The sequence below is a fragment of the Pseudidiomarina aestuarii genome (assembly GCF_003987355.1).
In the GTDB taxonomy this organism is placed as follows: Bacteria; Pseudomonadota; Gammaproteobacteria; order Enterobacterales; family Alteromonadaceae; genus Pseudidiomarina; species Pseudidiomarina aestuarii.
This window is the reverse complement of record NZ_PIPR01000001.1, coordinates 923298-947913: the sequence shown is the minus strand read 5'-3', so window position 1 is coordinate 947913 and position 24616 is coordinate 923298. Positions and strand designations below refer to the sequence as shown.

The following is a 24616-nucleotide window of genomic DNA, read 5'->3' as shown; positions in this document are numbered from 1 at the left end:
AAGCCCGCCGATGATGCGGGCTTTTTCATGTGTCCAAGCTATTGAGTAGAGCATTCAATTCAGCCTGCTTTTGTTCCTTCAACTCAGCATTAAGCGCTGGAAGATGATAAGCGTCAACATCAGGGAAAACGTCTTCAATCGATTTGCCAAGAGCTTTAGCAATGGCTTGCGCAACAACCTGTGAGCGCGCTTTGCGGGCAGCCACTTTAGACACCAACGACGGACTTTTCTGCAATGCTGTTGCTAGCATCGAGTAGTCAAACCCACGTTTTGCTAATTCCTTTTTGATTTCTGTGTTGTCCATTATGTATAGTGCTTGAGCTAGTTGTGAATTGATTTGTGAGTTATGTTGTGAATTCACTATAAACTCACAAATGGCGTCAAAAGAAGGTGAAAACATGTCAAATGACAATATAAATACAAAAATCGAGTCTTTTGACGTGATTCGAAATAAATCACACACAGGGATGAAAAGCAAGGTGGAATTACCCGATCTCGAAGAATGTATGTATCGTCTCCGGCTGCTGTCAGGCGAACACAAAATAAGTCACGTCATGCGCTGGCTTGGCGTCTCCGCCACAACCTATGCAAATTGGAAGCGGCGGGGCAACGTAAACTATTCGACGCTCGTTGAAGGATTGTTGCGGAATGGTATTTCGTTAGATTGGTTTTTTGCGCCGAATCAACGTTTGCATTATCCGCAGCCGGGAGAGCTAGGTGAAGTGCGACCAGGTTATGACAATCGCGTTTTTGTAGATAAGACTCTCGCCGGGTTAGCGCTAGCAGAACCGATTTTGAAACAAAACGGTGTACCTGTAACTGAAGCGACCAAGCGTGTCATGCTCGATACCTTTATGCTCGAACGCAGTAATGTGTTGGATATCAAAACTGCGCTAGAGCAAGTTGGCAAGGCGCTGGCCGTCGCTATGAGCGGCCCGCAGCAGGAACCGTAAGTCAAGAAACCTGCTGTTTATTTGCGGGGTAAAGTAATCTTTGCCTCGGGACTTGGCTTGTAGAGTGTCAGTATTTTGCCGACCACTTGCACGCGGTGTGCACCGGTGTGCGCAACGATGGTTGCGTAGATAGCTTCTCGCTCCTCGCGGTCTTCGCCGGGTACCCGAACCTTGATCAATTCGTGGTGATCTAAAGCCAACTCTATCTCGGCCATAACGCCTTCGGTGAGACCATTTGCCCCTAACAACACCACTGGCTTGAGCGAATGCGCTAAGCTTTTTAGGTGTTGTTTTTGTTTATTACTTAAAGTTGTGGCGTTTGCCATGTCATAATGCTCTCTACGGACTTGAATTTCCGCTATTCTACCGCCATGTAGTGGGTAGACGCTAGTTGAGTAAGAAAGAATGGCAAAAAAACGCTCTGCAAGCAGCTCTCGATGGCTGCAAGAACATTTTAAAGACCACTATGTACAGAAAGCGCAAAAGCAAGGTTTGCGCTCGCGGGCTGTGTTTAAATTAGAAGAGATCCAGAATAAAGATCGGATTCTGCGCCCGGGTATGAATGTTGTAGATTTAGGTGCGGCACCGGGTGGTTGGTCGCAATACGTAGTGGAAGCGACGCAAGGCCAAGGTCGTGTGATTGCTTGTGATATTTTACCGATGGATCCCATTGCTGGTGTCGATTTCCTCGAGGGCGACTTTCGCGATGAAGGCGTTTTAGATGCGTTATTGACCCGAATCGGTGGTAAAAACGTAGATGTAGTATTGTCAGACATGGCTCCGAACATGAGCGGTTCTGACATTGTCGATCAGCCGCGCGCTATGTATCTGGTGGAGTTGGCGCTCGATATGTGTCATCAGGTTTTGAAACCGAATGGCAGTTTTGTCGTCAAAGTATTTCATGGACAAGGTTTTGAAGATTATCTAAAGGCAGTGCGAGCTGCTTTTACCACGGTGAAAAGTCGCAAGCCCGACTCTTCCCGAGCACGGTCGCGCGAGGTCTACTTAGTGGCGACTGGCTATAAACTGTAGTACTCTGTGGGCTGAATAACGAATGAGGTAACCAGCTTTGAGCGATATGGCAAAAAATCTAATTCTGTGGCTAGTGATAGCTGTAGTGCTGATGAGTGTTTTTAACAGCTTCAGCCCAGGCACAGCGGCCAACAATACAGTGTCTTATGACAAATTCATCGCCCAAGTGAATAATGGCAATATTCGTAAAGCGGATATCTCCATTGAGGAGCGTGAAATTGTTGCGCAGACTCGTTCTGGCGAAACCTTCAAGACGGTGATTCCATGGAATGACAACCAACTACTCAACGATTTGTTAGAGAACAACGTTGAGGTAGTCGGTAAGCCTGTCGAGCAACAGAGTATGCTGACCTCGATACTGATCTCGTGGTTCCCGATGCTGCTATTGATTGGCGTGTGGATTTTCTTCATGCGTCAGATGCAAGGTGGTGGCGGTGGCCGTGGAGCGATGTCATTTGGTAAGAGCAAAGCGCGCTTGATGGGTGAAGACCAAATCAAAACGACCTTTGCCGATGTCGCTGGCTGCGATGAAGCGAAAGAAGAAGTGACAGAGCTGGTCGACTATTTGAAAGACCCAAGTCGTTTCCAACGTCTCGGCGGTAAAATTCCGAAAGGCGTGTTGATGGTTGGTCCTCCCGGAACTGGTAAAACCTTATTGGCGAAAGCTATTGCTGGTGAAGCCCGCGTCCCATTCTTTTCGATTTCGGGTTCTGATTTCGTTGAGATGTTTGTGGGTGTTGGTGCGTCGCGGGTGCGTGACATGTTCGAGCAAGCGAAAAAATCGGCGCCGTGTATTATCTTTATTGATGAGATCGACGCAGTCGGTCGTCAGCGTGGTGCAGGTCTGGGTGGTGGACACGACGAACGCGAACAAACATTGAACCAAATGCTGGTTGAAATGGATGGCTTTGAAGGCAATGAAGGTATTATCGTGATTGCCGCAACAAACCGTCCAGATGTATTAGACCCGGCGTTGTTGCGTCCCGGCCGTTTCGACCGTCAAGTGATGGTGGGTCTGCCAGACGTGCGCGGACGTGAACAAATTTTGAAGGTACATATGCGCAAAGTGCCGTTGGGCGACGATGTGGATGCATCCGTGATTGCGCGCGGGACGCCTGGTTTTTCTGGTGCTGATTTGGCGAACTTAGTGAACGAGGCGGCATTGTTCGCGGCGCGTGGTAACAAACGTGTAGTTTCACAGGAAGAGTTTGACAAGGCGAAAGACAAAATCATGATGGGCGCAGAACGCCGCTCGATGGTCATGACGGATGATGAAAAAGCGATGACTGCATATCATGAGGCCGGCCATGCGATTGTGGGACGTTTAGTGCCAGAGCATGACCCTGTCTATAAAGTCTCGATTATTCCCCGTGGCCGAGCTCTGGGTGTGACGATGTACCTGCCAGAGCAAGACCGGGTGAGTCACTCGAAACAGCATTTAGAAAGTATGATCTCAAGTCTGTTCGGTGGTCGTTTGGCAGAGCAGATTATCTACGGTGATGAAAAAGTCACCACGGGTGCTTCAAACGACATCGAGCGAGCAACGATGATTGCTCGTAAGATGGTAACCCAATGGGGTCTTTCGGAAAAAATGGGTCCCTTGCTTTACGCTGAGGACGAGGGCGAGGTGTTTTTGGGTCGTCAAGTGACGCAACATAAACACATGTCGGATGAAACAGCGCGGGCGATTGACCAAGAGATCAAAGATTTCATTGACCGTAACTATCAACGTGCACAGCGCATTTTGGAAGAGAATGTAGATATTCTGCATTCGATGAAAGACGCGTTGATGAAGTACGAAACTATTGATGCCGATCAAATTGATGACCTGATGAATCGACGTGAAGTTCGTGAGCCACGTGATTGGCGAAAGCCTGAAAATACATCGGGCGGTAGTGGCGCTACAGCAAGTTCTGATGAGCCACTAACGAACGGTAAACCGGGCGACGCTCCGGCGAGTTAAATCCTCTAAAGCCCCGTTCAGGGGCTTTTTTTTGCAATGATTCTAATAGGAAATGATTGTATGGGGTCACCATTGATTCAGGTGATGGGAATTGTGAATACCACACCCGATTCCTTTTCTGATGGCGGTAAATTTTCGACGCTGGATCGCGCCTTACGGCAGGTGGAACAACTCGTCGCGGATGGTGCGGATTATATTGATATTGGCGGTGAGTCGACGCGACCTGGTGCCGCTAGTGTGGGATTGCAAGAGGAACTAGACCGCGTAATTCCTTTGGTAGAAGCGGTTCGTTCACGCTTTGCAGTAAACGTTTCCGTTGATACGTCCAAAGCTGGTGTGATGCAGGAAGCCATTCGCGCAGGTGTGGCAATGATTAATGATGTGCGAGCATTACGTGCTGAAGGAGCTCTGGATGCGATTGCAGCAAGCCAGGTAGACGTTTGCTTGATGCACATGCAGGGTGAGCCCAGAACCATGCAACACGAGCCGTCTTATGACGATGTGGCGAGTGACGTGAAAACCTTTTTAAGTGACCGCGTGCGCGCCTGTTCCGAAGCGGGCATTGACTCGAGTCGCATCTTTCTTGATCCAGGCTTTGGGTTTGGTAAATCTATCAGGCATAATTACCAGTTATTACAACGACTACAGGCATTTCACGAACTTGGGTTACCGCTGCTGATTGGTATGTCGCGCAAGTCTATGTTGGGGCAGGTAACGGGTCGTGATGTGGCTGAACGCTTGTCTGCAAGTATTGCAGCGGCAACGATTGCCGCAATGAAAGGCGCACGTATTATTCGCGTGCATGATGTCAGGGAAACGGTTGATGCCATGAAAATAGTGGTCGCAACCTTGGCAGGAGATAATTAATTGAGTCAGCGTAAATATTTTGGTACCGACGGAGTGCGCGGTCGTGTTGGTGAGTTTCCGATCACACCTGATTTTGCGGTCAAGCTCGGTTGGGCAGCGGGAACCGTTTTATCCGCGAGCGGAAATTACCGTGTATTAATGGGTAAAGATACGCGAATTTCTGGCTATATGTTGGAGTCCGCTTTAGAGGCTGGCTTGCTCTCGGCAGGCGTGAGCGTCGAATTTCTTGGCCCTATGCCGACGCCGGCAGTCGCCTATTTAACGCGTAATTTTAGAGCTGCTGCCGGCATCGTGATTAGTGCTTCGCACAATCCTTATTACGACAACGGTATTAAATTCTTCTCAGATATTGGCAGTAAGTTACCAGACCATGTTGAGGCTGAAATCGAACGCTTACTCGATGAGCCCATTAAATGTGTCCCTTCCGAGGACATGGGGCGCGCAAGTCGAATTGGCGACGCCCCCGGTCGGTACATCGAGTTCTGTAAGAGCGTATTCCCGAGTGACTTATCGCTGCGTGGTATGCGCATTGTAGTGGATTGTGCGCACGGTGCGACTTATCACATTGCGCCTGATGTGCTGCGTGAGCTTGGCGCTGATATTTGGGAAATTGGCACGGAGCCTAACGGTGTCAACATCAACGAAAAGTGCGGTGCTACGCACCTCGATGCGTTGCGCGAAAAAGTGTTGAAAGAGAAAGCTGATTTAGGCTTTGCGCTCGACGGCGATGGAGACCGCATCATGTTAGTCACGCCCAGTGGGCGGATTGTCGATGGCGACGATATTGTCTTTATCCTCGCGCGTGCAGCGCAGCAAGACGGATTGTTGCAAGGCGGCATTGTTGGCACCTTGATGAGTAATTTTGCGCTGGAAAAGTTTTTTACGGATCGCCGCATTCCATTCGTTCGTGCGAAAGTGGGTGATCGGTATGTGATGGAAGAGTTAGTCAAACGTGACTGGCGTATTGGTGGTGAAAACTCGGGTCATATCATTAATCGGCAATATCATAGTACCGGTGACGGCATTATCGCTGGCTTACAAGTGTTGACAGCTATGCTCCGTGAAGGCAAAACCTTAGATGAGATGCTGGCACCGTTCCACAAATATCCGCAAGCACTGGTCAATGTTCGTTTTCAGGGGAACTCGGATCCGTTGCAGGCAGAGAATGTTCAAGCGGTTGTTGCTGAAGTGGAGCGGGCGTTGGGAGACAATGGCCGCGTGTTGCTGCGGAAATCCGGTACCGAACCGTTAATCCGGGTGATGGTGGAAGGCCAGGACGCGAAAACTGTTAAGGCCTATGCCGACGAAATTGCCAGTGAAGTTGAAGCCGCTAGCTAGTGGCGAAATGTTGAGCGAATGAATGCGTAAAGCGCATTCGCCGCTTGTAACTTGCGATGAGGTTATGTAATATCTCGCCGCTCTGTTGTAGGGAATCAAAAGAGACGCTTATGTGGGTTATCGCCAATTGGAAAATGAATGGTAATCGAGCATTATGCGAGCAGTTAGCAGAAGCGCTGCGCTCTCGTCAGGATGACCTGCAGTCTGTTCGCATTGCCGTGTGCCCACCAGCCGTACTATTACCGCAGTGGCAGCAAGTCGCCGGTTACGATGATATCGTCCTTGGTGCGCAAGATGTGAATGAACATGGCAGTGGTGCTCACACGGGTGAACACAGCCTGCAGCTGTTGAATGAAACGGGTGTGAGCTTGGTTCTCATCGGCCATTCAGAACGTCGCAGCTACTATGGTGATTCACCTCGAGTGGCGGCAAAGCTGGCTACGGTGCTAAAGCAGTCAGCGCCAGCAATGACCGCAGTGCTTTGTGTTGGTGAAAGTGCGGCGGAGCGGTCGGCTGAGACAACCTTTGTTGTTATCGAGGCGCAGTTAACAGAAGCGCTAAGTGAGTTACCATTGGCCACTGTTGAGCAGTGGGCGAGTCGGTTAATCATTGCGTATGAGCCGGTTTGGGCAATTGGCACGGGTGTAACAGCCAGCCCAGAGCAAGCACAAGAAGTGCATCAATTTATTCGAAGCTGGTTGACTGCAAAATTGCAGGCAACGGGCACAAAAATCCCACTGTTATACGGTGGCAGCGTCAACGCTGAAAATGCGTCAGCACTGTTTGCTGAAGCGGATATCGATGGTGGTTTGATTGGTGGTGCAAGTTTAGATCCTCAAGCATTTGTGGATATTTGCAGTGCCGCGACCCGGAGTGAGTAAAACATGCAAGAATTTCTATTGATTGCGTATTTGATTATCGCCTTAGTATTGATTGGATTTATTATGATTCAACAAGGCAAAGGTGCTGATATGGGTGCCTCGTTTGGCGCTGGTGCATCGAATACCGTATTTGGTTCAGGCGGGTCGGGTAACTTTTTAACCCGTACCACCGCTGTACTAGCCGTAATATTTTTTGTTTTAAGCTTAATCTTAGGTAACTTAGCGTCAGGTTCAGGTGACACGGAAAGTGAATTTGAAAACCTAGAGACCCCGGTCCAGCTGGAAGAAGTTCCAACGGGTACGGATGAGTCCAGTGACGTTCCAGCGGGAAACTAAGTTAAGCAGTACAAGTTAAAGCCGAAGTGGTGGAATTGGTAGACACGCTATCTTGAGGGGGTAGTGCCTTCGGGTGTATGGGTTCGAGTCCCATCTTCGGCACCAAATTTGCAACCGTACGCGGTTGCTTTCCAAGTGAAAATTCGTATAATACTTGGCACGTTTTCGGACGCGGGGTGGAGCAGTCTGGTAGCTCGTCGGGCTCATAACCCGAAGGTCGTAGGTTCAAATCCTGCCCCCGCAACCAATTAACACAGGGTCCAGTGTGTTTTAAAGCCCCGCAGCAGTTCGGGGCTTTTTACTATGTGACCTCTGCTGCAGCGTTGAATGGTGTACTTTAGTGATGCAATTCAACGATTTGGCAGTCAATTACACTGGGCGATTACGCCCTTTTTTTGTTTTAGGAGTTGGTCTTTGGCACGAATTGAAGAGCGTTTAATGGAAATGCTTGAGCCTGCAGTGGCGGCATTGGACTTTGAACTGTGGGGCGTGGAGTTTGTTCGCGCTGGTAAGCATTCAACATTGCGAGTTTATATTGACCATGCCGATGGCGTGGGCGTCGATGATTGCGCACAGGTGAGTTATCAAGTCAGCGCTATTCTTGACGTTGAAGACCCAATTAATACCGAATATTTCCTTGAGGTGTCCTCTCCAGGCATGGAGCGACCGTTTTTTGCAGCACAGCAGTTCGCTGATTACGTGGGCGAAATTGCTGCCGTTGAATTAACCATGGCACAGCAAGGTAAACGTAAATTTAAAGGTGAAATTGCCGCAGTAGACGGTAATCAAATCACTTTCGTTGTCGACGGAGAGGCGTTTACCGTTGCTCATTCGACTATCAAAAAGGCTCATTTAGTTCCTCAGTTCAACTAAGGATTTTGTAGGCGAGGCAAGGCAATGGCAAAAGAAATTTTAATGGTTGCAGAAGCGGTATCGAATGAGAAAGACGTCCCGCGCGAGAAGATTTTCGAAGCGCTTGAGTCAGCACTCGCGCATGCAACGAAGAAAAAATACGATGGCGACATCGAAGTGCGGGTCAGCATTGACCGTACGACTGGCGAATTCGATACGTACCGTCGCTGGATGGTCGTCGATGATAGCGAGCAACCGCTTGAGCATCCGTACCGCGAGATCAGCTTAGCAGCAGCGCAGTACGAAGATCCGAACGTGGAAGCGGGTGATTATGTAGAAGAGCAAATCGACTCAATTGAGTTTGACCGCATTACTACGCAAACAGCCAAACAAGTTATCGTGCAGAAAGTTCGCGAAGCAGAACGTGCCAAAGTGGTCGATGAGTATCGTGATCAAGTGGGTGAACTGGTCAGTGGTATCGTCAAGCGCGCAAATCGCGAGCATGTCATTCTCGACTTAGGTAATAACGCGGAAGCGATTATCTATCGCGAAGAGATGTTGCCACGTGAGTCGGTTCGCGCGGGCGACCGGGTTCGTGGTCTATTGTACGATGTTCGCCCTGAAGCACGCGGCGCACAGCTCTTTGTGAGCCGAACCAATCCAGATTTTCTAATTGAATTATTCCGGATTGAGGTGCCAGAAATTGGCGAAGAAATGATTGAAATCCGTGGTGCAGCTCGAGATCCGGGTTCGCGCGCGAAAATTGCTGTGAAGAGTAATGACCGTCGCATCGATCCAGTTGGTGCTTGCGTGGGTATGCGTGGCGCTCGAGTTCAAGCTGTATCGGGTGAGTTAGGCGGCGAGCGTGTCGATATCGTGCTGTGGGATGATAATCCAGCTCAGTTCGTCATCAATGCGATGGCTCCTGCTGAGGTTGCATCGATTGTCGTTGATGAAGAAGCGCATACGATGGATATCGCAGTAGAAGAGGGCAATTTAGCGCAGGCAATCGGTAAAGCGGGGCAAAATGTGCGGTTGGCGAGCCAACTTACGGGCTGGCAGTTGAATGTGATGTCTGTTGACGAGTTCACCGAGAAAAATGAAGCCGAAGCGCAACGTCTGCTTGATTTGTTTACGAAGAACTTGGCGATTGATGAAGATTTTGCAGCAGTGTTGATTGACGAAGGATTCTCTTCGTTAGAAGAAATTGCTTACGTGCCTATGGATGAGCTACTTGCCATTGACGGTATGGACGAAGACATTGTTGAAGAATTACGTAGCCGTGCTAAAGGTGTATTAACAACACAAGCTTTAGCGAACGAAGAAAGTTTAGAGAGTTCAGAGCCTGATGAAACATTATTAGGTCTTGAAGGATTAGATCGTCACTTAGCCTATGTATTGGCAAGTCGTGGCGTGCGGACTCTCGAAGAACTAGCAGAGCAAGGTATTGATGACCTTGCTGATATTGAAGAATTAACCGAGCAACGAGCGGGTGAATTGATTATGCAAGCGCGTAACATTTGCTGGTTCGGTGATGACGAATAAGGTCAACGGGGGTCCAACAGATTATGGAAGAAGTAACGCTAGATAAACTAGCCAAAGATGTCGGTACGACAGTTGATCGTTTGGTCCAACAGTTCGCCGAAGCGGGCATGAAGAAACAGCCAGGCGACAGCGTGACCGAGGGCGAAAAGCAGGCGTTGTTAACGCATTTAAACAAGGCCCATGGTGGCCAAGGGTCGGCTGAGCCGAACAAAATGACGTTAAAGCGCAAAGAGAAAAGCACCTTGAGCATCGGTGGTGGTCCTGGTCGGAGCAAATCGGTGCAGGTTGAAGTACGAAAAAAACGTACTTACGTGAAGCGTTCGTCGATTGACGAGCAGCAACGTGCAGAACAAGAACAAGCTGAACGCGAGCGCGCTGAAGCCGAAGCACAACGCAAAGAAGCGGAAGCGAAAGCGGCCGCTGAAGCGAAAGTGGCAGCCGATAAGAAAGCGGCGGAAGAAAAGGCCAAGCAAGAAGCTGCGCGCAAAGAGAAAGAAAAAGCCAAAGCGAAAGCTGAAGCTGAGAAACGTGCGGCTATGTCTCCGGAAGAACGGAAGAAGGCTGATGAAGCAAAAGCTGAAGCTGAGCGCTTGCGTAAAGTGCAGGAAGAAGAAGCTCGTAAGAAAGCCGAAGCTGAAGCGGAACGTCAAGCGGAAGAAGCACGTAAATTAGCAGAAGAAAACTCTGCTCGCTGGCAGGAAGAAGAAGCGAAGCGCAAAAAAGCGGAACAAGAAGATGTTCACTTTACGACGTCGACGCACGCTCAAGCCGCTGAAGACGATCAAGATGTGGATGAGGAGCGTCGTAGTCGCCGTAAGAGCAAACGTCGTGCGAAAGACGATGAGCGTGATGAAGCGCCACGTCGTGAGAAGCGTCGTAAGGGCTCGAAACGGTCTACCCTACAACAAGCCTTTACCAAGCCAGCATCGCCGGTAGAACGTGAAGTGAAGCTCGGTGAAACGGTTACGGTAGGTGAACTAGCCAACCGGATGGCGATCAAAACCAGTGAAGTCATCAAAACGATGATGAAAATGGGTGAGATGGTCACCATTAACCAAGTATTAGACCAAGAAACTGCCACGTTGGTAGTCGAAGAAATGGGTCATAAAGTAGTGCTAGTGAGCGATAACGCGCTCGAGCAGGAAGTACTTGCTGACCGTCATGGTGAAGAAGATCGTAATGCGGTTTCTCGTGCTCCAGTTGTTACCGTCATGGGTCACGTTGACCATGGTAAAACATCGCTATTGGATTACATTCGTAAGGCGAAAGTCGCATCCGGTGAAGCCGGTGGTATTACCCAGCATATTGGTGCATACCACGTCGAAACCGATCAAGGCATGATCACGTTCCTGGATACTCCTGGTCACGCTGCATTTACATCCATGCGTGCTCGTGGTGCCAGTGCTACGGATATCGTGATTTTGGTCGTTGCTGCTGATGATGGTGTGATGCCGCAAACGCTAGAAGCGATTCAACACGCGAAAGCTGCCGGTGTACCTATTGTTGTTGCGATCAATAAAATGGATAAGCATGAAGCGGATCCAGATCGCGTGAAAAACGAATTGGCACAGCGTGATGTTATCCCTGAAGAGTGGGGCGGTGATGTTCAATTCGTGCCTGTTTCTGCACATACCGGTGAAGGTATTGAACAACTGCTCGAGAGCATTCTCCTCCAAGCCGAAGTGTTGGATTTGAAAGCTGTGGCTGATGGTATGGCGCACGGTATTGTGATTGAGTCGCGCCTTGATAAAGGCCGCGGTCCGGTTGCTTCAGTTTTGGTTCAGGAAGGTACGTTGCGTCAAGGTGATATCGTCTTGTGTGGTCTGGAATACGGTCGTATACGGGCGATGCGCGATGAGACTGGAAAAGAAGTGAAGTCTGCAGGCCCATCTATTCCGGTCGAGATTCTCGGTCTGTCTGGCGTCCCGCAAGCGGGTGACGAAGCAACCGTAGTCCGTGATGAGCGTAAAGCACGTGAAGTCGCTAATTACCGCCAAGGTAAATATCGCGAAGTGAAACTCGCACGACAGCAGAAAGCGAAACTGGAAAACATGTTTGCGAACATGGCAGAAGGTGAAGTGCAAGAGCTGAACATTGTACTGAAGTCAGACGTACAGGGCTCACTCGAAGCAATTTCTGATGCGTTGACCAAGTTGTCGACCGACGAAGTGAAAGTGAACATCATTGGTTCTGGTGTGGGTGGAATTACCGAAACTGACGCCTCCTTGGCAAGTGCTTCGCGCGCCATCGTGGTTGGCTTCAACGTTCGTGCGGATGCCACTGCGAAACGTTTGATTGAACAGGAAAATGTCGATTTACGCTATTACAGCGTTATCTATGACCTGATTGATGAAGTGAAGTTGGCGATGGGCGGTATGCTTGCCCCTGAGTTCAAGCAACAAATCATTGGCTTGGCTGAGGTTCGTGATGTCTTCAAATCACCCAAAATTGGTGCGATTGCAGGCTGTATGGTGACCGAAGGTATCGTCAAGCGCTCAGCGCCGATTCGTGTCCTGCGTGATAACGTGGTGATATTCGAAGGTGAGCTAGATTCATTGCGCCGCTTCAAAGACGATGTTGCAGAAGTCCGTAATGGGATGGAATGTGGTATCGGCGTGAAGAACTACAACGACGTTAAAGTGGGTGATCAAATCGAAGTATTTGAAACCATCCAAGTCGAGCGGAGTCTGTAACCTACTATGGGAAAAGACTTTAGTCGTACCGACCGTGTCGGACAGCAGTATCAGCGAGAAATCGCGATGATTCTTCAACGAGAAATCAAAGACCCGCGAGTGAGCTTGGTCACCGTTTCTGCAGTTGAAGTATCGCGTGATCTCGCTTATGCCAAAGTATTTGTCACCTTCATGCAAGATGATGACGGTGCGGTCAAAGCGGGGTTGAAAGTGCTGAATGAGGCCTCTGGTTTCATTCGGTCGCTGCTGGGGAAGCGCGTACGTGCGCGCATCACTCCGGAATTGCGATTCGTGCATGATCCATCCTTGAATGAGGGGATCCGCATGTCGCGGCTCGTTGACGAAGCGATTCGCAACGATAAACAACGCTCAGGTTCGAAAGACGGAGACGAATAAATGGGACGAAGAAAGTCAGGCCGCGATGTGAGCGGTGTGATTTTGCTCGACAAACCATTGGCTGTAACCTCGAACGCCGCACTGCAACAGGTGCGGCGTTTTTTTAATGCCAATAAAGCGGGCCATACTGGTGCTCTGGATCCACTGGCGACTGGGCTGTTACCGCTATGTTTTGGTGAAGCCACCAAGGTTTCTCACTTTGCCCTCGAGGCCGACAAAACCTATCAAGTCACTGCTCAACTCGGTGTTCGCACGACCACGAGTGACGCGGAGGGTGAGGTGGTATCGCAGCAAGCGGTAACCGTAGATGCGACAACCATTCGCTCGCTACTTCCTGAATTTGAAGGTGAGCAGCGTCAATCACCGTCGATGTATTCAGCACTCAAGTATGAAGGCAGACCGCTGTATTACTATGCGCGAATGGGGATTGAGGTACCACGCAAGACGCGGACTATTCACATTCGATCGATTCAATTCCTCGACTTTTCGAATGATCAGCTCAAATTGGAAGTCACTTGTAGCAAGGGCACTTATATACGGACACTGATCGACGATTTGGGCCAACGATTGGGTTGTGGGGCGCATGTCGCCGCTTTGCACCGCACCTGGATAGAGGGCGTCGAGGGGCCTTGGATCACTATTGAAGAACTGGCTGCTTTGGCTCCCGATCGAGATGCCCCGGAGCCAGATTACACGGTTATTGAGGCGCAGTTGCAACCCAATGATTGTGTTATTCAGCAACTGCCGACGTTGTGTATTAGCGGTGCGGAAGTCGGCAAATTCTGCAGTGGCAATCCAGCGCGCTGGCCATTGGAAACAGAGGTCGGCGTGACTGAATTTTGGCGAATTGTGCGACAAGAAGATGGTTGTTTTCTCGGTATCGGTTGGCATCGTGATGGACAGGTGATTCCGAAACGTGTTTTGAACGGAATTCCACTGATTTAAGCGTTTCGTGTGATTGCGTTTATCAAGGTTAGTCCGTATAATGCACGGCGATTGGGTTAGTGCTGAATTAGTGATCGGCACTGACAATATTCATTTATCAGGAGTAATATATGTCACTAACTGCGGCACAAAAAGCTGAAATCGTTAAAGAATTTGGTCAGGGCGAAAACGACACTGGTTCACCAGAAGTTCAAGTAGCGCTGTTGACTGCGAACATTAACGAGTTACAGAGCCACTTTAAAGAACACGCGAAAGATCACCACTCACGTCGTGGTCTGTTACGCATGGTTAGCCAACGTCGTAAATTGTTGGATTACCTTAAGCGTAAAAGCAATCAGCGCTACGCAAGCCTGATTGAGCGACTGAAAATCCGTCGTTAAGCATTGTTCAAGAAAAGGGGCCTTTGTGGCCCCTTTTTTCTTTAAGAAAAACGTAAAATTTGACCAGAAAGTAAGAAATCATAAGTAAGAGAAGAGTGAAGGAAACTAAAACGTGAATCCGATTACGAAGCAATTCCAATACGGTCAGCATACCGTAACATTAGAGACTGGTGCGATGGCGCGCCAAGCAACTGGCGCGGTACTGGCCAGTATGGATGACACCACTGTATTAGTGACAGTGGTTGCTAAAAAAGAGGCTAAAGAAGGCCAAGACTTTTTCCCATTAACAGTCAATTATCAAGAGCGTACGTACGCAGCCGGTAAAATACCGGGTGGCTTTTTCAAACGTGAAGGCCGTCCATCAGAAAATGAAACACTGACTTGTCGTCTTATCGACCGTCCAATTCGTCCGCTGTTCCCTGAAGGCTTCAACAATGAAGTTCAGGTCGTTGCGACGGTTATCTCGGTCAACCCACAAGTATCTCCAGACATCGTTGCCTTGATTGGTACCTCTGCAGCTCTGGCCATTTCTGGCGTACCATTTGCTGGCCCAATTGGCGCTGCGCGCGTGGGTGTTGTTGATGGTGAATATGTCTTAAACCCGACTCGCGATGAATTGGAAGTATCTAAACTTGATTTAGTGGTTGCTGGTACAGCTGGTGCCGTTTTGATGGTGGAATCAGAAGCTCAGATGCTGAGCGAAGACGCCATGTTGGGCGCGGTCGTATACGGTCACGAACAAATGCAGGGTGTGATTAGCGCAATCAACGAATTTGCCGCTGAAGCAGGTAAACCGAAATGGGAATGGACTGCTCCTGCGAAAAATGACGCTTTAATTGCGAAAGTTCGTGAAGTTTCAGAAGCGGGTATCGGTGATGCTTATTTGATCACTGAAAAAGCAGAGCGTTATGCCAAAATTTCAGAATTGAAAGCGAGCGTCATTGAACAATTGACTGCCGCTGATGAAACGTTGTCTGCCAAAGAAATCGGTGACATCTTCCATGGCCTAGAGAGTGAAGTGGTACGTCGCCGCATTATTGCCGGTGAGAAGCGTATTGATGGTCGCGATGTTGATATGGTTCGTGCGCTACATATTGCGACAGGTTTGTTGCCACGTGTACACGGTTCTGCGGTATTCACTCGTGGTGAAACCCAAGCGTTAGTCACAGCTACTTTGGGTACTGAGCGTGATGCGCAAATTATTGATGATATCGCAGGCAGCGCCAATAGCCGCTTCATGATGCATTACAACTTCCCTCCGTACTGTGTTGGTGAGACCGGTATGGTCGGTTCTCCGAAGCGTCGTGAAATTGGCCATGGCCGATTAGCGAAGCGCGGTGTGCAAGCAGTAATGCCATCTCAGGAAGAATTCCCGTATACCATCCGTGTGGTCTCTGAAATTACTGAATCAAACGGCTCAAGCTCGATGGCTTCGGTGTGTGGTGCCTCATTGGCATTGATGGACGCAGGTGTACCGATCAAAGCATCGGTTGCTGGTATCGCCATGGGCTTGGTCAAAGAAGGCGATGATTATGTCGTATTGTCGGATATCTTAGGTGACGAAGATCACTTAGGTGACATGGACTTTAAAGTCGCGGGTAGCGTTGATGGTGTCACTGCATTGCAGATGGACATTAAAATTGATGGCATCACCCGTGAAATCATGGAAAAAGCGTTGGAGCAAGCGAAAGCCGCTCGCTTACACATTTTGAAAGTGATGGATGAAGCTATTTCTGGTGCGCGTACTGAATTGTCAAACTATGCACCGCGTTATCACACCATGAAAATCAACCCAGATAAGATTCGTGACGTGATTGGTAAAGGTGGTGCGGTCATTCGTGAACTGACTGAATCAACCAACACGAATATCGAAATCAACGATGACGGTACGGTTCGTATCGCAGCAACGGACCAAGCGTCTGCTGACGCAGCCATTGCGCGTATCGAAGAAATTACTGCTGATGTCGAAGTGGGTCGTATCTACCAAGGTAAAGTTGCTCGTATCGTCGATTTCGGTGCGTTTGTGACTATTTTACCGGGTAAAGATGGCTTGGTTCACATTTCACAAATCGCAGAAGAGCGCGTGAATGATGTGAATGAGTACCTGAAAGTGGGTGATACTGTACCCGTTAAGGTATTAGAAATTGACCGTCAAGGTCGCGTCCGTTTGAGCATGAAAGAAGTTGCTGATAAGCCAGCAGCTGAACCAGCTCCAGCTGCGGAAGCACCCACTGAGCAAGCTGACGACGAATAATTGTCTTTGCTTACAAAAAGTTTGAAAAGGAGCCGCTGGCTCCTTTTCTTTTTTGGGGCTGCATGCGTTATGATGGCAGGACGACAATGAAAAGGAAATACGCATGCGAAGTCAGTGGGGCTGGTTTCTCGGTGTTCTAGCATTACTGCAAGGTTGCGCTCTGGCACCCGCCAGCGAACAGTCGAAAATTCTTGCTAATTTGATGGTAGTCACACCACAACAAGCCGATATTCGATATCAACTCGAAATTGCGAAGCTCAATGAAGTGTTGGCTCATGATCTCGAGCTCGATGCGGAAAGCAAAGCACAATTACTCTATCGTCGTGGCTCTTTACACGATGCGTTGGGCTTGTTAGCCCTCGCTCGTATTGATTTTAACCATGCCCTAGATTATGACCCACGCTTAGCCGATGCCTATAATTATTTGGGTATTCACTACTCGCAGATTGAAGAATTCGAATTTGCGTATGAAGCTTTAGAAGCGGCGTTAGAACTCGATCCAGAACATCCATACGCACACCTCAATCGGGGCGTTACTGCTTATTACGATGGCCGGTTTGATCTCGCGGTGGATGATTTTACGTTGTTTTATGACCGTGCACCGGAAGACCCTTATCGAGCTATTTGGCTGTATCTCGCCGAGTTCGAAGTAGATATCGAGGCAGCACGCACACACCTTGCACAAAACCGTGTGAGTCATGGCACGGAAGAATGGGGTTGGGTGCTCACTGATTTAATGCTCGGTGTGGTCAAAGAACAAGATTTTATTGATCGGTATGCAACGCGTAATCTGGGTGCTGATGAGACAATGGCCGAGCGGATGTGTGAAACCTATTTCTATCTCGGCAAGTTAAAACAACAGCAGGGCGAGCATGCTACAGCGATGGTCTATTTTCGTCTAGCGATGAGCACCAACGTATTTATGTTCCTCGAACACCGATTTGCTGAAGTCGAAATTCTTCGATCGCAGCAAGCTATTGAGGTACAGCGTCAGCGTTCGACCGCCTCGACATCTGCGTAGTTGCCGATTATGACGTCGTGCTTACAGCGTCTCATTATTGCTACGCTTTGCTGGGTTTGGTGTATTTCGGCAACCGCTGCGACTACGCTGCCGCCATGGCAATTACCGTTTGACCGGACAGATTGGTATCAGCAGTGGCTCCCCGGACAGCTCCTCGATCCATTAGCACCTTATGTGGAATCCTCCTGTTCGAACCCAATTCAGATATGGATTCCACCACATGAGGCTCATGACAATTTCTATGCTGCTCTGTTAGACGATTGGCAAAGCCATCCTTTGTCCGAGTTTACGCCTTGTTTGCAAGTGAAACGCTATCCGACAGCGGATTTAGACTGTGCTATCGAGGGTGTTCGCCAGCGTCAACGATGCACGCTACCGTTATTACCCAGTGAGGCAGGCTCGCAACATATTGTGTTTCGCGGGAGCTTTATTGCCAGTGTTGATCCGCGTGTACTGATGCTACCCGAACGAGCTGACGTTATGCTGATGGCCCATGAAATAGGTCATTGGCTAGGATTGGTTGATGAATATGCAATGAGTCCAAGTATTGCCAGAAACTTTTGCACGGGGCGCTATCGTGGCGATAGTTTGAATGTGGTTGTGACCGAGAGAGAAGTGTTGTCAGCACTCGAATTACAAACGCTTTGGGCTGAACTGCCATGGCGCGACGCAGTATCGAGTTGGGAGCAACTTGGCGTCGTGCAGAGTGACGGACGTTGGCGTTTAGGTACTCGCAACAGTCAGCAAGTGGGCCTACACAGTATCAATACCTGTGCGCATGCAGAGGGCTATGCCTGGCGACCCGTGGGCTACTTTACTGCAATGCAATACCACGATACCAATCGCTGGCCAGAATTGTATTTAGAGCTGATTCGCAGAGCGCAGCAATAATCTGCGCTCGCATGACAACAGTATTAAGGGAGAGTGACTACCGCAGTAGCGGTTTGGGCAATCATAATGACCGGGCAGAGCAGCGCAAATAACCAAATGAGGCTACGTAACTTGTCAAAATTTGCCAAGTAAAGCACATGATAGACTACACGAAGACCAATAAAACTCATCGCCAAAGTGATATTCGTGGTGGTGACTTGCTCCGTCGCAATGACGAGTAAAATAGCCGCCGCATACAGAGGAAAGGCTTCATAGGCATTATAGTGCCCAGCTACCGCACGAGCTCCAGCGCCAGTTAAACGAGCCTGTTGAGCGCGCGGGTGACGATTATCGTACCCTTTATCTCGGTTTTGAAAGTAAACGACTGGGGCTTTCGCAGCAATCGGCAACAAACCAGCTATTAATAAACACCAAATCAAGGTACTCATTTAACCTCCTTGCCTGCCGCTTGTAGGTCGGCATGATAAGACGAACGCACTAATGGGCCGCTCGCAATATGAGTAAAGCCCATCGCTTCACCCTCTTCGCGAAACATCTCAAACTCTGCAGGCGTCACATAACGTGTTACCGGCAAATGATGACGACTTGGCTGCAAATATTGGCCAATCGTCAACATATCAACATCATGCGCTCTTAAGTCGCGCATGACATCAAGAATTTCTTCATTGGTCTCACCGAGTCCAACCATCAACCCTGATTTGGTACGTATATCCGGTCGAGCCTCTTTATAACGCTGCAATAAATCCAGCGACCATTGATAGTTAGCACCAGGACGCGCTGCTTTATAAAGGCGCGGTACCGTTTCTAAGTTGTGATTAAACACATCGGGCGCTTCGCCGGTGAGGATATCCAGCGCGATATCCATACGACCGCGGAAATCCGGAACTAAGACTTCGACTTGGATGCTCGGTGTGTGTGCTCTGATTTCACGAATACAATCGGCAAAGTGCTGGGCACCACCATCGCGAAGATCATCGCGATCCACTGAAGTCACGACCACATATTTCACTTTCATATCGCGAATAGTCTGACCAAGCTTCACTGCTTCATCTGGATCGGGAGCGAGTGGGCGACCATGCGCGACATCACAAAATGGACACCGACGGGTACAAATAGCACCGAGAATCATGAAAGTCGCTGTCCCATGATTAAAACATTCTGGCAGATTGGGGCACGAGGCCTCTTCACACACAGAGTGCAATCCATGCTTACGCATGGCCTGCTTAATTTCATCAATGCGTTGCGTTGATGCCGGTAGCTTCACTTTCAACCACTCTGGCTTCCGAAGCATTTGATCGCGCTCAGTTGGAACTACTTTGACCGGAATCAATGCCATTTTATCGGCATCGCGTAGTTTAACTCCGGGTTCAACTCTCACTGGCTTTGACATAAGCGTTGCTAAATCCTGTACAATTTTGAATGGCAGTATAACCGATCCGTTGCGAGAACAATTGCGTTACTTTCTCCGCAGCTTCGACAACGGTTTGTGGTCCATTAAGTTCACGGCATTGGACCATTTGCATGCCTGCATAACCACACGGGTTAATGCGTAAAAAGGGTGATAAATCCATGTCCACATTCAGCGCAAGACCGTGAAAGGAACAACCTTTCCTAATACGCAATCCGAGTGAACAAAGTTTTTCATTGTTAACATAAACCCCTGGGGCATCAGGCCGAGCAGCGGCAGCGACGCCATAACTCGCCATCAGATCGACAATGGTTTCCTCTATATGCGAGACCAATTGCCGAACACCTATCTTTAAACGTCGAATATCGAGCAAAAAATAGACAACGAGCTGACCCGGACCATGATAGGTCACTTGACCGCCTCGATCGACCTTGACGACCGGGATATCACCAGGAGCGAGCAGGTGTTCAGCTTTGCCGGCCTGGCCTTGAGTAAATACCGGTTCGTGCTCAAGAACCCACAATTCGTCCGTGCTCGCATCCGTTCGTTCGTCGGTAAAACGCTGCATGGCGGCCCAAACCGGTTCGTACGGCTGCCGGCCTAGATGACGAATAATCAACGATGTGGCGACTGAGGGATCAGAGGACATAGCGAACTTCGTCTATATCGCTGAGTGCGCGATAGACTGTTTCAATGTGACTCTGACTCTCGACGCGGATTCGAATCGAGACGGAATGATAATTGCCTTTGCTACTGGGTTTCACGCTCGGAGCATAGTCATCGTGCGGAGCATGCGCTTTCGCTACAGCTACGACTTTTTCAGGCAAATCAGGGGTCGCTACGCCCATCACTTTAAAAGTAAAGTGGCAGGGGAACTCGACCAGTTCATCAAATCGGGTTTTTTCCATTACTGCATCCCCAAATGGTGACGTTTACTGTTGTGGAACGCCTCGATCAACTGCTGAGTTATCGGTCCACAACCACCAGAGTTGATAATTATATCATCAATTCTACCGATCGGCTGTACCTCGCGGCTGGTGCTTGTCAGAAAGCATTCGTCTAATTGACTGAGTTCATCCACTCGAAAGGCCTCTTCTCGCACTTCGATGTCGCTACCACGAGCTAATTTCAACACCCAGTTCCGAGTAATGCCAGCAAGAATGAGATGATTCGCAGGAGCGGTATACAGAACACCGTTTTTCACGCCAAAGTAATTACTGGCAGCACCTTCGGTAATCGTGCCGTCACGATGCAGCATCGGTTCAATCGCATGTTGCTCTTGGGCGCTTTGTTTCAGCAATATGGAACCGAGTAAACTGATACTTTTGATGTCACAGCGAAGCCAGCGAATATCCTCCAACAATGCAGCTTTAGCTGGTACTGGGGTACCCCAATGAAGCGGCGCCGATTGCGTCATTAGAAGGATAGTGGGTTGCAACGAACCTGTTGGTAAATGCGTGCGCTGGTTGCTACTACCGCGCGTAATTTGTAGATAGACGGTGCCATGCTCAAGCTTATTTTTGGCAATCAGTTGGGCTATGCACGTTGGCCAAGATGGTGCGTCATTGCCATCAATGCCAATAGCCTGAAGTGAGCGTTGCAGGCGTGCCAGGTGCTCATCGAGCAAAAATGCACGGCCGCCATACACCGGAATGACCTCATAAACCCCATCCGCAAACAAAAAGCCTCGGTCAAAGACCGAGACTTGTGCTTGCGCGGCAGGTAACCACTGACCATTTAGATAAACAGTCCCTGCCATGCATTATTCTTCGCTAAATTTTCGAGTTGCCCAATCCATGAGTTGTTTGAACATACCACCTTCTTCGACCGCGTTCAGCGTCACCAGTGGAAAGCTAGCGAGGTCTTTGCCATCTAATTGTAAGTACACCGTACCCACCTGCATGCCTGCAGCCATCGGTGCTTCTAATTCTTGGCTCAGTTCAAAATTAGCTTTTAAATTGTCGCGTTGACCACGGGGAATAGTGACGACGATTTCATTAGCGACACCCAGGGTGATGGTATCGGTCTCGCCACCCCAAATACGATGATCAACAAAATTCTCACCCGCTTTATAAGCCGTTACGGTCTCGAAATAGCGAAATCCGTAATTCAATAGCTTTTTACTTTCGACTTTACGTGCTTGCTCGCTGCTGGTGCCCATGACTACAGCGACTAACCGCATATCGCCTTCAGTAGCCGAAGATACGAGGCTATAGCCTGCTTCTTCGGTATGGCCGGTCTTAATACCATCGACATTCATGCTGCGATCCCACAACAATGAATTGCGGTTGTATTGCTTGATATTGTTGTAGGTAAACGACTGCTCGGCATACAGAGCATATTCTTCTGGCACATCACGGATCAAAGCCATACCTAAATTCGCCATATCGCGAGCGGTGGTATATTGATCGGGGTCAGGAAGACCATGGCTGTTCGTAAAGTTGGAGCCAGAGAGACCCAGTTCTGCTGCATAGGTATTCATGAGGTCAGCAAACGCATCTTCAGAACCGGCAATATGTTCTGCCATGGCGACACAAGCGTCATTGCCAGAAGAAATCACAATGCCGCGATTTAAGTCGGCTACGCTCACTTGTTTGCCCACTTCAATAAACATCTTTGAAGAGTCAGGGTAATTTTTAGCCCAAGCATTTTCGCTGACGGTGACCAGATCATCGTTCGAAATTCGGCCTGCCTGCATTTCACGACCAATAATATAACTGGTCATCATTTTGGTTAGGCTAGCGGGTGCCAGTTGCTCATCTGCATTGCCCTCAACCAAGACAGTACCCGTATCATAATCCATGAGGATATAACCGCGGGCATTAATGGTGGGTGCTGGTGGGACTATTGCAGCGTGTGCCGCAGAGGCAAAAATGGCGGCCAAAGTGAATGTGATGACGAATTGCTTTACCAGACGATGCATGGGCTCCAATCTCTTTGTTGTCGTAAAGTTTAAAACGGCTGCGATCCTACCACGTTTAAAGCGCTAAGGCAGAACCTTACTCGGCAGAAACGCGAAAAACGTCGGCATAACCATCAGCTTTGAGTTGCTGCAGAAGGCGGTTAGTCTGTGCTTCTGCAAAAGGTCCAAGAACTACTCGATGTAGACCGTTGTTTGGTTGGGTAGTTGCAGGAACCTGATAAATTTCGGTCAGTTGCTCGGCAGCTGCGGTTAACCGCGTAAGATCACGTCCGGAGTGCACTTGAATATAAAATTGTTGCGTTGTGGTCGCAGCAATCGGTGTGGTAGTCGCGAGCTCTTGATTGTCGGTGGCAGGATGCAAAGCTTCAATCTGAACCGGTGCGGTACCGTTCGCTAAGAATCCAAGTTTATAGGCAGCTACGTACGATAAATCTATGATGCGATCGCCATGGAATGGGCCGCGATCATTGACTCGAACGACAACACTCTTGTTGTTGTTGAGGTTCGTCACCCGCACATAAGTGGGCAGTGGCAGCGTCTTATGCGCCGCACTCATGGCATACATGTCATAAATCTCACCGTTCGAGGTGAGATGGCCATGAAACTTTTCTCCATACCACGAGGCTGTGCCTGTCTCGGTATATCCTCTCGCATCCCCCATCACCTCCCAGGTGCGACCAAAGAGTTCATAGGTACGATTACCTTGCCGGCTAGGTGGCAGCGTTTTCGGTGTCGGCTCCAGTAGTTCAGCCGCAGTTGGCAGACGCGTTGGAATACTGTCATGTTGCTGGCTATAACGACTTGCTGGCTTGCTTGAGCAAGCCAGTAACGTGCAGACTAAGCCGACCACAATGAGTGTTCGGCTCTTATTCAGGGGAAGATTCTTGGTCATGGTAGTTACGGGCTAACTGCTCACTGAATTGGTGCACAACCATGGCATAAAGAGGGCTATGATTGTAACGCGTAATCACGTAAAAATTTTGCAAACCTAGCCAATAATCAACGCTATCCGGTTGGTCAAAGGCAAACACTTTAGCCCGTTGCGCAGCATCTAGCACTGCGCCTTGCGGAAGCTGGAGCCCTTGTTCTTGCAGCGCAGCAATGGTTTGTTCCGGTTTCATTCCCGCAGTCACTAAGTCCGCATGTGTGCTGTGTTCAGGTAACTCGATAGCGACGGTTTTCCCTGCCTGCCAACCGTGGCGCGCAAAGTAGTTGGCCACACTACCAATCGCATCAACAGGATTGGACAATAAGTCACGAACACCGTCACCATCAAAATCAATTGCATAATGTCTATAGGACGATGAAATGAACTGGCCATACCCCATAGCTCCGGCGTAGGAGCCTTTGAGTTCATTGAGGTCTAGTTTTTCTTCACGGGTGAGCAATAGGTACTGCTGCAATTCAGAGCGAAAGAATTTAGCGCGAGGCGGATAGTGGAAGCCTAGAGTGAACAGCGCATCGAGCACGGGATACTTGCCTTTGTATTCACCATAAAAGGTTTCAACGCCAATAATCGCGACAATGACAGCTGCCGGCACACCAAATTCAGCCTCGGCACGCGCTAACGTATCCGCATGTTGCTGCCAAAACTTTAATCCAGCAGCTAAACGCTTTTCGGTCAGGAATATAGGATGGTATTGATACCAAGGTTTCGCCTCCCACGGGCGTTGAATCGCATCCAAAACCTCTTGATTGAGCTCTGCACGTTCAAGGACAGCAGTAACCTCAGCACGATCAAATTGGTGCTGATTGACCATCTCATCAATAAAAGCCTCGCGGTCTGCAGTGACCGGTGTAGTTATGGCTAAAGCCATCAAATAAGCGAGCATACTCCCCCCTTGTGAAAACACGCGTTACTAGCTATTGGCTATTAGCTACTAGCTATTCGTTATTCGTTATTCGTTATTCGTTATTCGTTATTCGTTATTCGTTGTT

26 protein-coding genes and 2 tRNA genes are annotated in these 24616 nt (G+C 49.2%); 18 read left to right on the top strand and 10 right to left on the bottom strand.

What is annotated here, in order from left to right; translation table 11 throughout:
• Window positions 1–25: 25 nt before the first annotated feature.
• Entirely contained in the window at window positions 26–304 is a 279-nt protein-coding gene (locus CWE22_RS04435) for a helix-turn-helix domain-containing protein (protein WP_169930155.1), read from the bottom strand.
• Between the two features lie 94 nt (window positions 305–398).
• Here CWE22_RS04435 and CWE22_RS04430 point away from each other — a divergent pair, with 94 nt between their 5' ends.
• Complete coding sequence (locus CWE22_RS04430) at window positions 399–953, top strand: hypothetical protein (RefSeq protein ID WP_169930154.1); 555 nt, start codon at window positions 399–401, stop codon at window positions 951–953.
• Between the two features lie 17 nt (window positions 954–970).
• On the opposite strand, the gene yhbY is transcribed toward CWE22_RS04430, so the two are convergent.
• Entirely contained in the window at window positions 971–1279 is a 309-nt protein-coding gene (gene yhbY, locus CWE22_RS04425) for a ribosome assembly RNA-binding protein YhbY (protein WP_169930153.1), read from the bottom strand.
• Between the two features lie 79 nt (window positions 1280–1358).
• Here yhbY and rlmE point away from each other — a divergent pair, with 79 nt between their 5' ends.
• The 17 genes from rlmE to CWE22_RS04340 all read left to right on the top strand — a co-directional run bounded on the left by rlmE (window position 1359) and on the right by CWE22_RS04340 (window position 18347).
• Window positions 1359–1985, top strand: coding sequence for a 23S rRNA (uridine(2552)-2'-O)-methyltransferase RlmE (gene rlmE / locus CWE22_RS04420; RefSeq protein ID WP_169930152.1), 627 nt, complete (start codon window positions 1359–1361; stop codon window positions 1983–1985).
• A gap of 37 nt (window positions 1986–2022) precedes the next feature.
• Complete coding sequence (ftsH, locus tag CWE22_RS04415; RefSeq protein ID WP_169930151.1) at window positions 2023–3948, top strand: ATP-dependent zinc metalloprotease FtsH; 1926 nt, start codon at window positions 2023–2025, stop codon at window positions 3946–3948.
• A gap of 60 nt (window positions 3949–4008) precedes the next feature.
• Window positions 4009–4815, top strand: coding sequence for a dihydropteroate synthase (gene folP, locus CWE22_RS04410; RefSeq protein WP_169930150.1), 807 nt, complete (start codon window positions 4009–4011; stop codon window positions 4813–4815).
• Entirely contained in the window at window positions 4816–6153 is a 1338-nt protein-coding gene (gene glmM, locus CWE22_RS04405; protein ID WP_169930149.1) for a phosphoglucosamine mutase, read from the top strand. It abuts the gene before it with no gap.
• A gap of 110 nt (window positions 6154–6263) precedes the next feature.
• On the top strand, window positions 6264–7034 hold the full coding sequence (tpiA, locus tag CWE22_RS04400; protein WP_169930148.1) for a triose-phosphate isomerase: 771 nt from the start codon (window positions 6264–6266) through the stop codon (window positions 7032–7034).
• A gap of 3 nt (window positions 7035–7037) precedes the next feature.
• Window positions 7038–7370: a preprotein translocase subunit SecG gene (gene secG / locus CWE22_RS04395; protein WP_169930147.1), complete on the top strand. Its 333-nt coding sequence runs from the start codon at window positions 7038–7040 to the stop codon at window positions 7368–7370.
• A gap of 20 nt (window positions 7371–7390) precedes the next feature.
• Window positions 7391–7475: transfer RNA gene (locus tag CWE22_RS04390), tRNA-Leu, on the top strand.
• A gap of 65 nt (window positions 7476–7540) precedes the next feature.
• A tRNA-Met gene (locus tag CWE22_RS04385) sits at window positions 7541–7617 on the top strand.
• A gap of 167 nt (window positions 7618–7784) precedes the next feature.
• Complete coding sequence (gene rimP, locus CWE22_RS04380; RefSeq protein ID WP_169930146.1) at window positions 7785–8243, top strand: ribosome maturation factor RimP; 459 nt, start codon at window positions 7785–7787, stop codon at window positions 8241–8243.
• A 24-nt stretch (window positions 8244–8267) separates the two neighbouring features.
• Window positions 8268–9767 (top strand): transcription termination factor NusA, encoded by a 1500-nt coding sequence (gene nusA / locus CWE22_RS04375; protein WP_169930145.1) that lies wholly within the window; start codon window positions 8268–8270, stop codon window positions 9765–9767.
• A 23-nt stretch (window positions 9768–9790) separates the two neighbouring features.
• Window positions 9791–12460, top strand: a complete 2670-nt coding sequence (gene infB, locus CWE22_RS04370; protein WP_169930144.1) for a translation initiation factor IF-2 — start codon at window positions 9791–9793, stop codon at window positions 12458–12460.
• A gap of 6 nt (window positions 12461–12466) precedes the next feature.
• Window positions 12467–12856, top strand: a complete 390-nt coding sequence (gene rbfA / locus CWE22_RS04365) for a 30S ribosome-binding factor RbfA (protein ID WP_169930143.1) — start codon at window positions 12467–12469, stop codon at window positions 12854–12856.
• Window positions 12857–13801 carry a tRNA pseudouridine(55) synthase TruB gene (gene truB, locus CWE22_RS04360; RefSeq protein ID WP_169930142.1) on the top strand — a complete coding sequence of 315 codons (945 nt, stop codon included), beginning with the start codon at window positions 12857–12859 and terminating at the stop codon, window positions 13799–13801.
• A 110-nt stretch (window positions 13802–13911) separates the two neighbouring features.
• Entirely contained in the window at window positions 13912–14181 is a 270-nt protein-coding gene (gene rpsO / locus CWE22_RS04355) for a 30S ribosomal protein S15 (RefSeq protein WP_169930141.1), read from the top strand.
• A 112-nt stretch (window positions 14182–14293) separates the two neighbouring features.
• Window positions 14294–16435 carry a polyribonucleotide nucleotidyltransferase gene (gene pnp, locus CWE22_RS04350; RefSeq protein WP_169930140.1) on the top strand — a complete coding sequence of 714 codons (2142 nt, stop codon included), beginning with the start codon at window positions 14294–14296 and terminating at the stop codon, window positions 16433–16435.
• A 103-nt stretch (window positions 16436–16538) separates the two neighbouring features.
• Complete coding sequence (gene nlpI, locus CWE22_RS04345) at window positions 16539–17456, top strand: lipoprotein NlpI (RefSeq protein ID WP_169930139.1); 918 nt, start codon at window positions 16539–16541, stop codon at window positions 17454–17456.
• Between the two features lie 9 nt (window positions 17457–17465).
• Complete coding sequence (locus tag CWE22_RS04340; protein ID WP_169930138.1) at window positions 17466–18347, top strand: hypothetical protein; 882 nt, start codon at window positions 17466–17468, stop codon at window positions 18345–18347.
• Between the two features lie 23 nt (window positions 18348–18370).
• On the opposite strand, the gene CWE22_RS04335 is transcribed toward CWE22_RS04340, so the two are convergent.
• The 8 genes from CWE22_RS04335 to mltB all read right to left on the bottom strand — a co-directional run bounded on the left by CWE22_RS04335 (window position 18371) and on the right by mltB (window position 24510).
• Window positions 18371–18775 (bottom strand): MAPEG family protein, encoded by a 405-nt coding sequence (locus CWE22_RS04335; RefSeq protein ID WP_169930137.1) that lies wholly within the window; start codon window positions 18773–18775, stop codon window positions 18371–18373.
• Entirely contained in the window at window positions 18772–19737 is a 966-nt protein-coding gene (gene lipA, locus CWE22_RS04330; RefSeq protein WP_169930136.1) for a lipoyl synthase, read from the bottom strand. Before lipA ends, CWE22_RS04335 begins: the two co-directional genes overlap by 4 nt.
• Window positions 19715–20404 carry a lipoyl(octanoyl) transferase LipB gene (gene lipB, locus CWE22_RS04325; protein WP_169930135.1) on the bottom strand — a complete coding sequence of 230 codons (690 nt, stop codon included), beginning with the start codon at window positions 20402–20404 and terminating at the stop codon, window positions 19715–19717. The genes lipA and lipB overlap by 23 nt, the downstream gene beginning before the upstream one ends.
• Window positions 20394–20663: a DUF493 family protein YbeD gene (gene ybeD, locus CWE22_RS04320; RefSeq protein WP_169930134.1), complete on the bottom strand. Its 270-nt coding sequence runs from the start codon at window positions 20661–20663 to the stop codon at window positions 20394–20396. The genes lipB and ybeD overlap by 11 nt, the downstream gene beginning before the upstream one ends.
• Window positions 20663–21514 carry a D-amino acid aminotransferase gene (locus CWE22_RS04315; RefSeq protein WP_169930133.1) on the bottom strand — a complete coding sequence of 284 codons (852 nt, stop codon included), beginning with the start codon at window positions 21512–21514 and terminating at the stop codon, window positions 20663–20665. Before CWE22_RS04315 ends, ybeD begins: the two co-directional genes overlap by 1 nt.
• A gap of 3 nt (window positions 21515–21517) precedes the next feature.
• Window positions 21518–22678 carry a serine hydrolase gene (locus CWE22_RS04310; RefSeq protein WP_169930132.1) on the bottom strand — a complete coding sequence of 387 codons (1161 nt, stop codon included), beginning with the start codon at window positions 22676–22678 and terminating at the stop codon, window positions 21518–21520.
• Window positions 22679–22754: 76 nt separating this feature from the next.
• On the bottom strand, window positions 22755–23570 hold the full coding sequence (locus CWE22_RS04305; RefSeq protein WP_169930131.1) for a septal ring lytic transglycosylase RlpA family protein: 816 nt from the start codon (window positions 23568–23570) through the stop codon (window positions 22755–22757).
• The gene (gene mltB, locus CWE22_RS04300; RefSeq protein WP_169930130.1) at window positions 23545–24510 is read right to left on the bottom strand and encodes a lytic murein transglycosylase B; all 966 of its coding nucleotides are present in this window, start codon (window positions 24508–24510) and stop codon (window positions 23545–23547) included. Before mltB ends, CWE22_RS04305 begins: the two co-directional genes overlap by 26 nt.
• Window positions 24511–24616 lie beyond the last annotated feature (106 nt).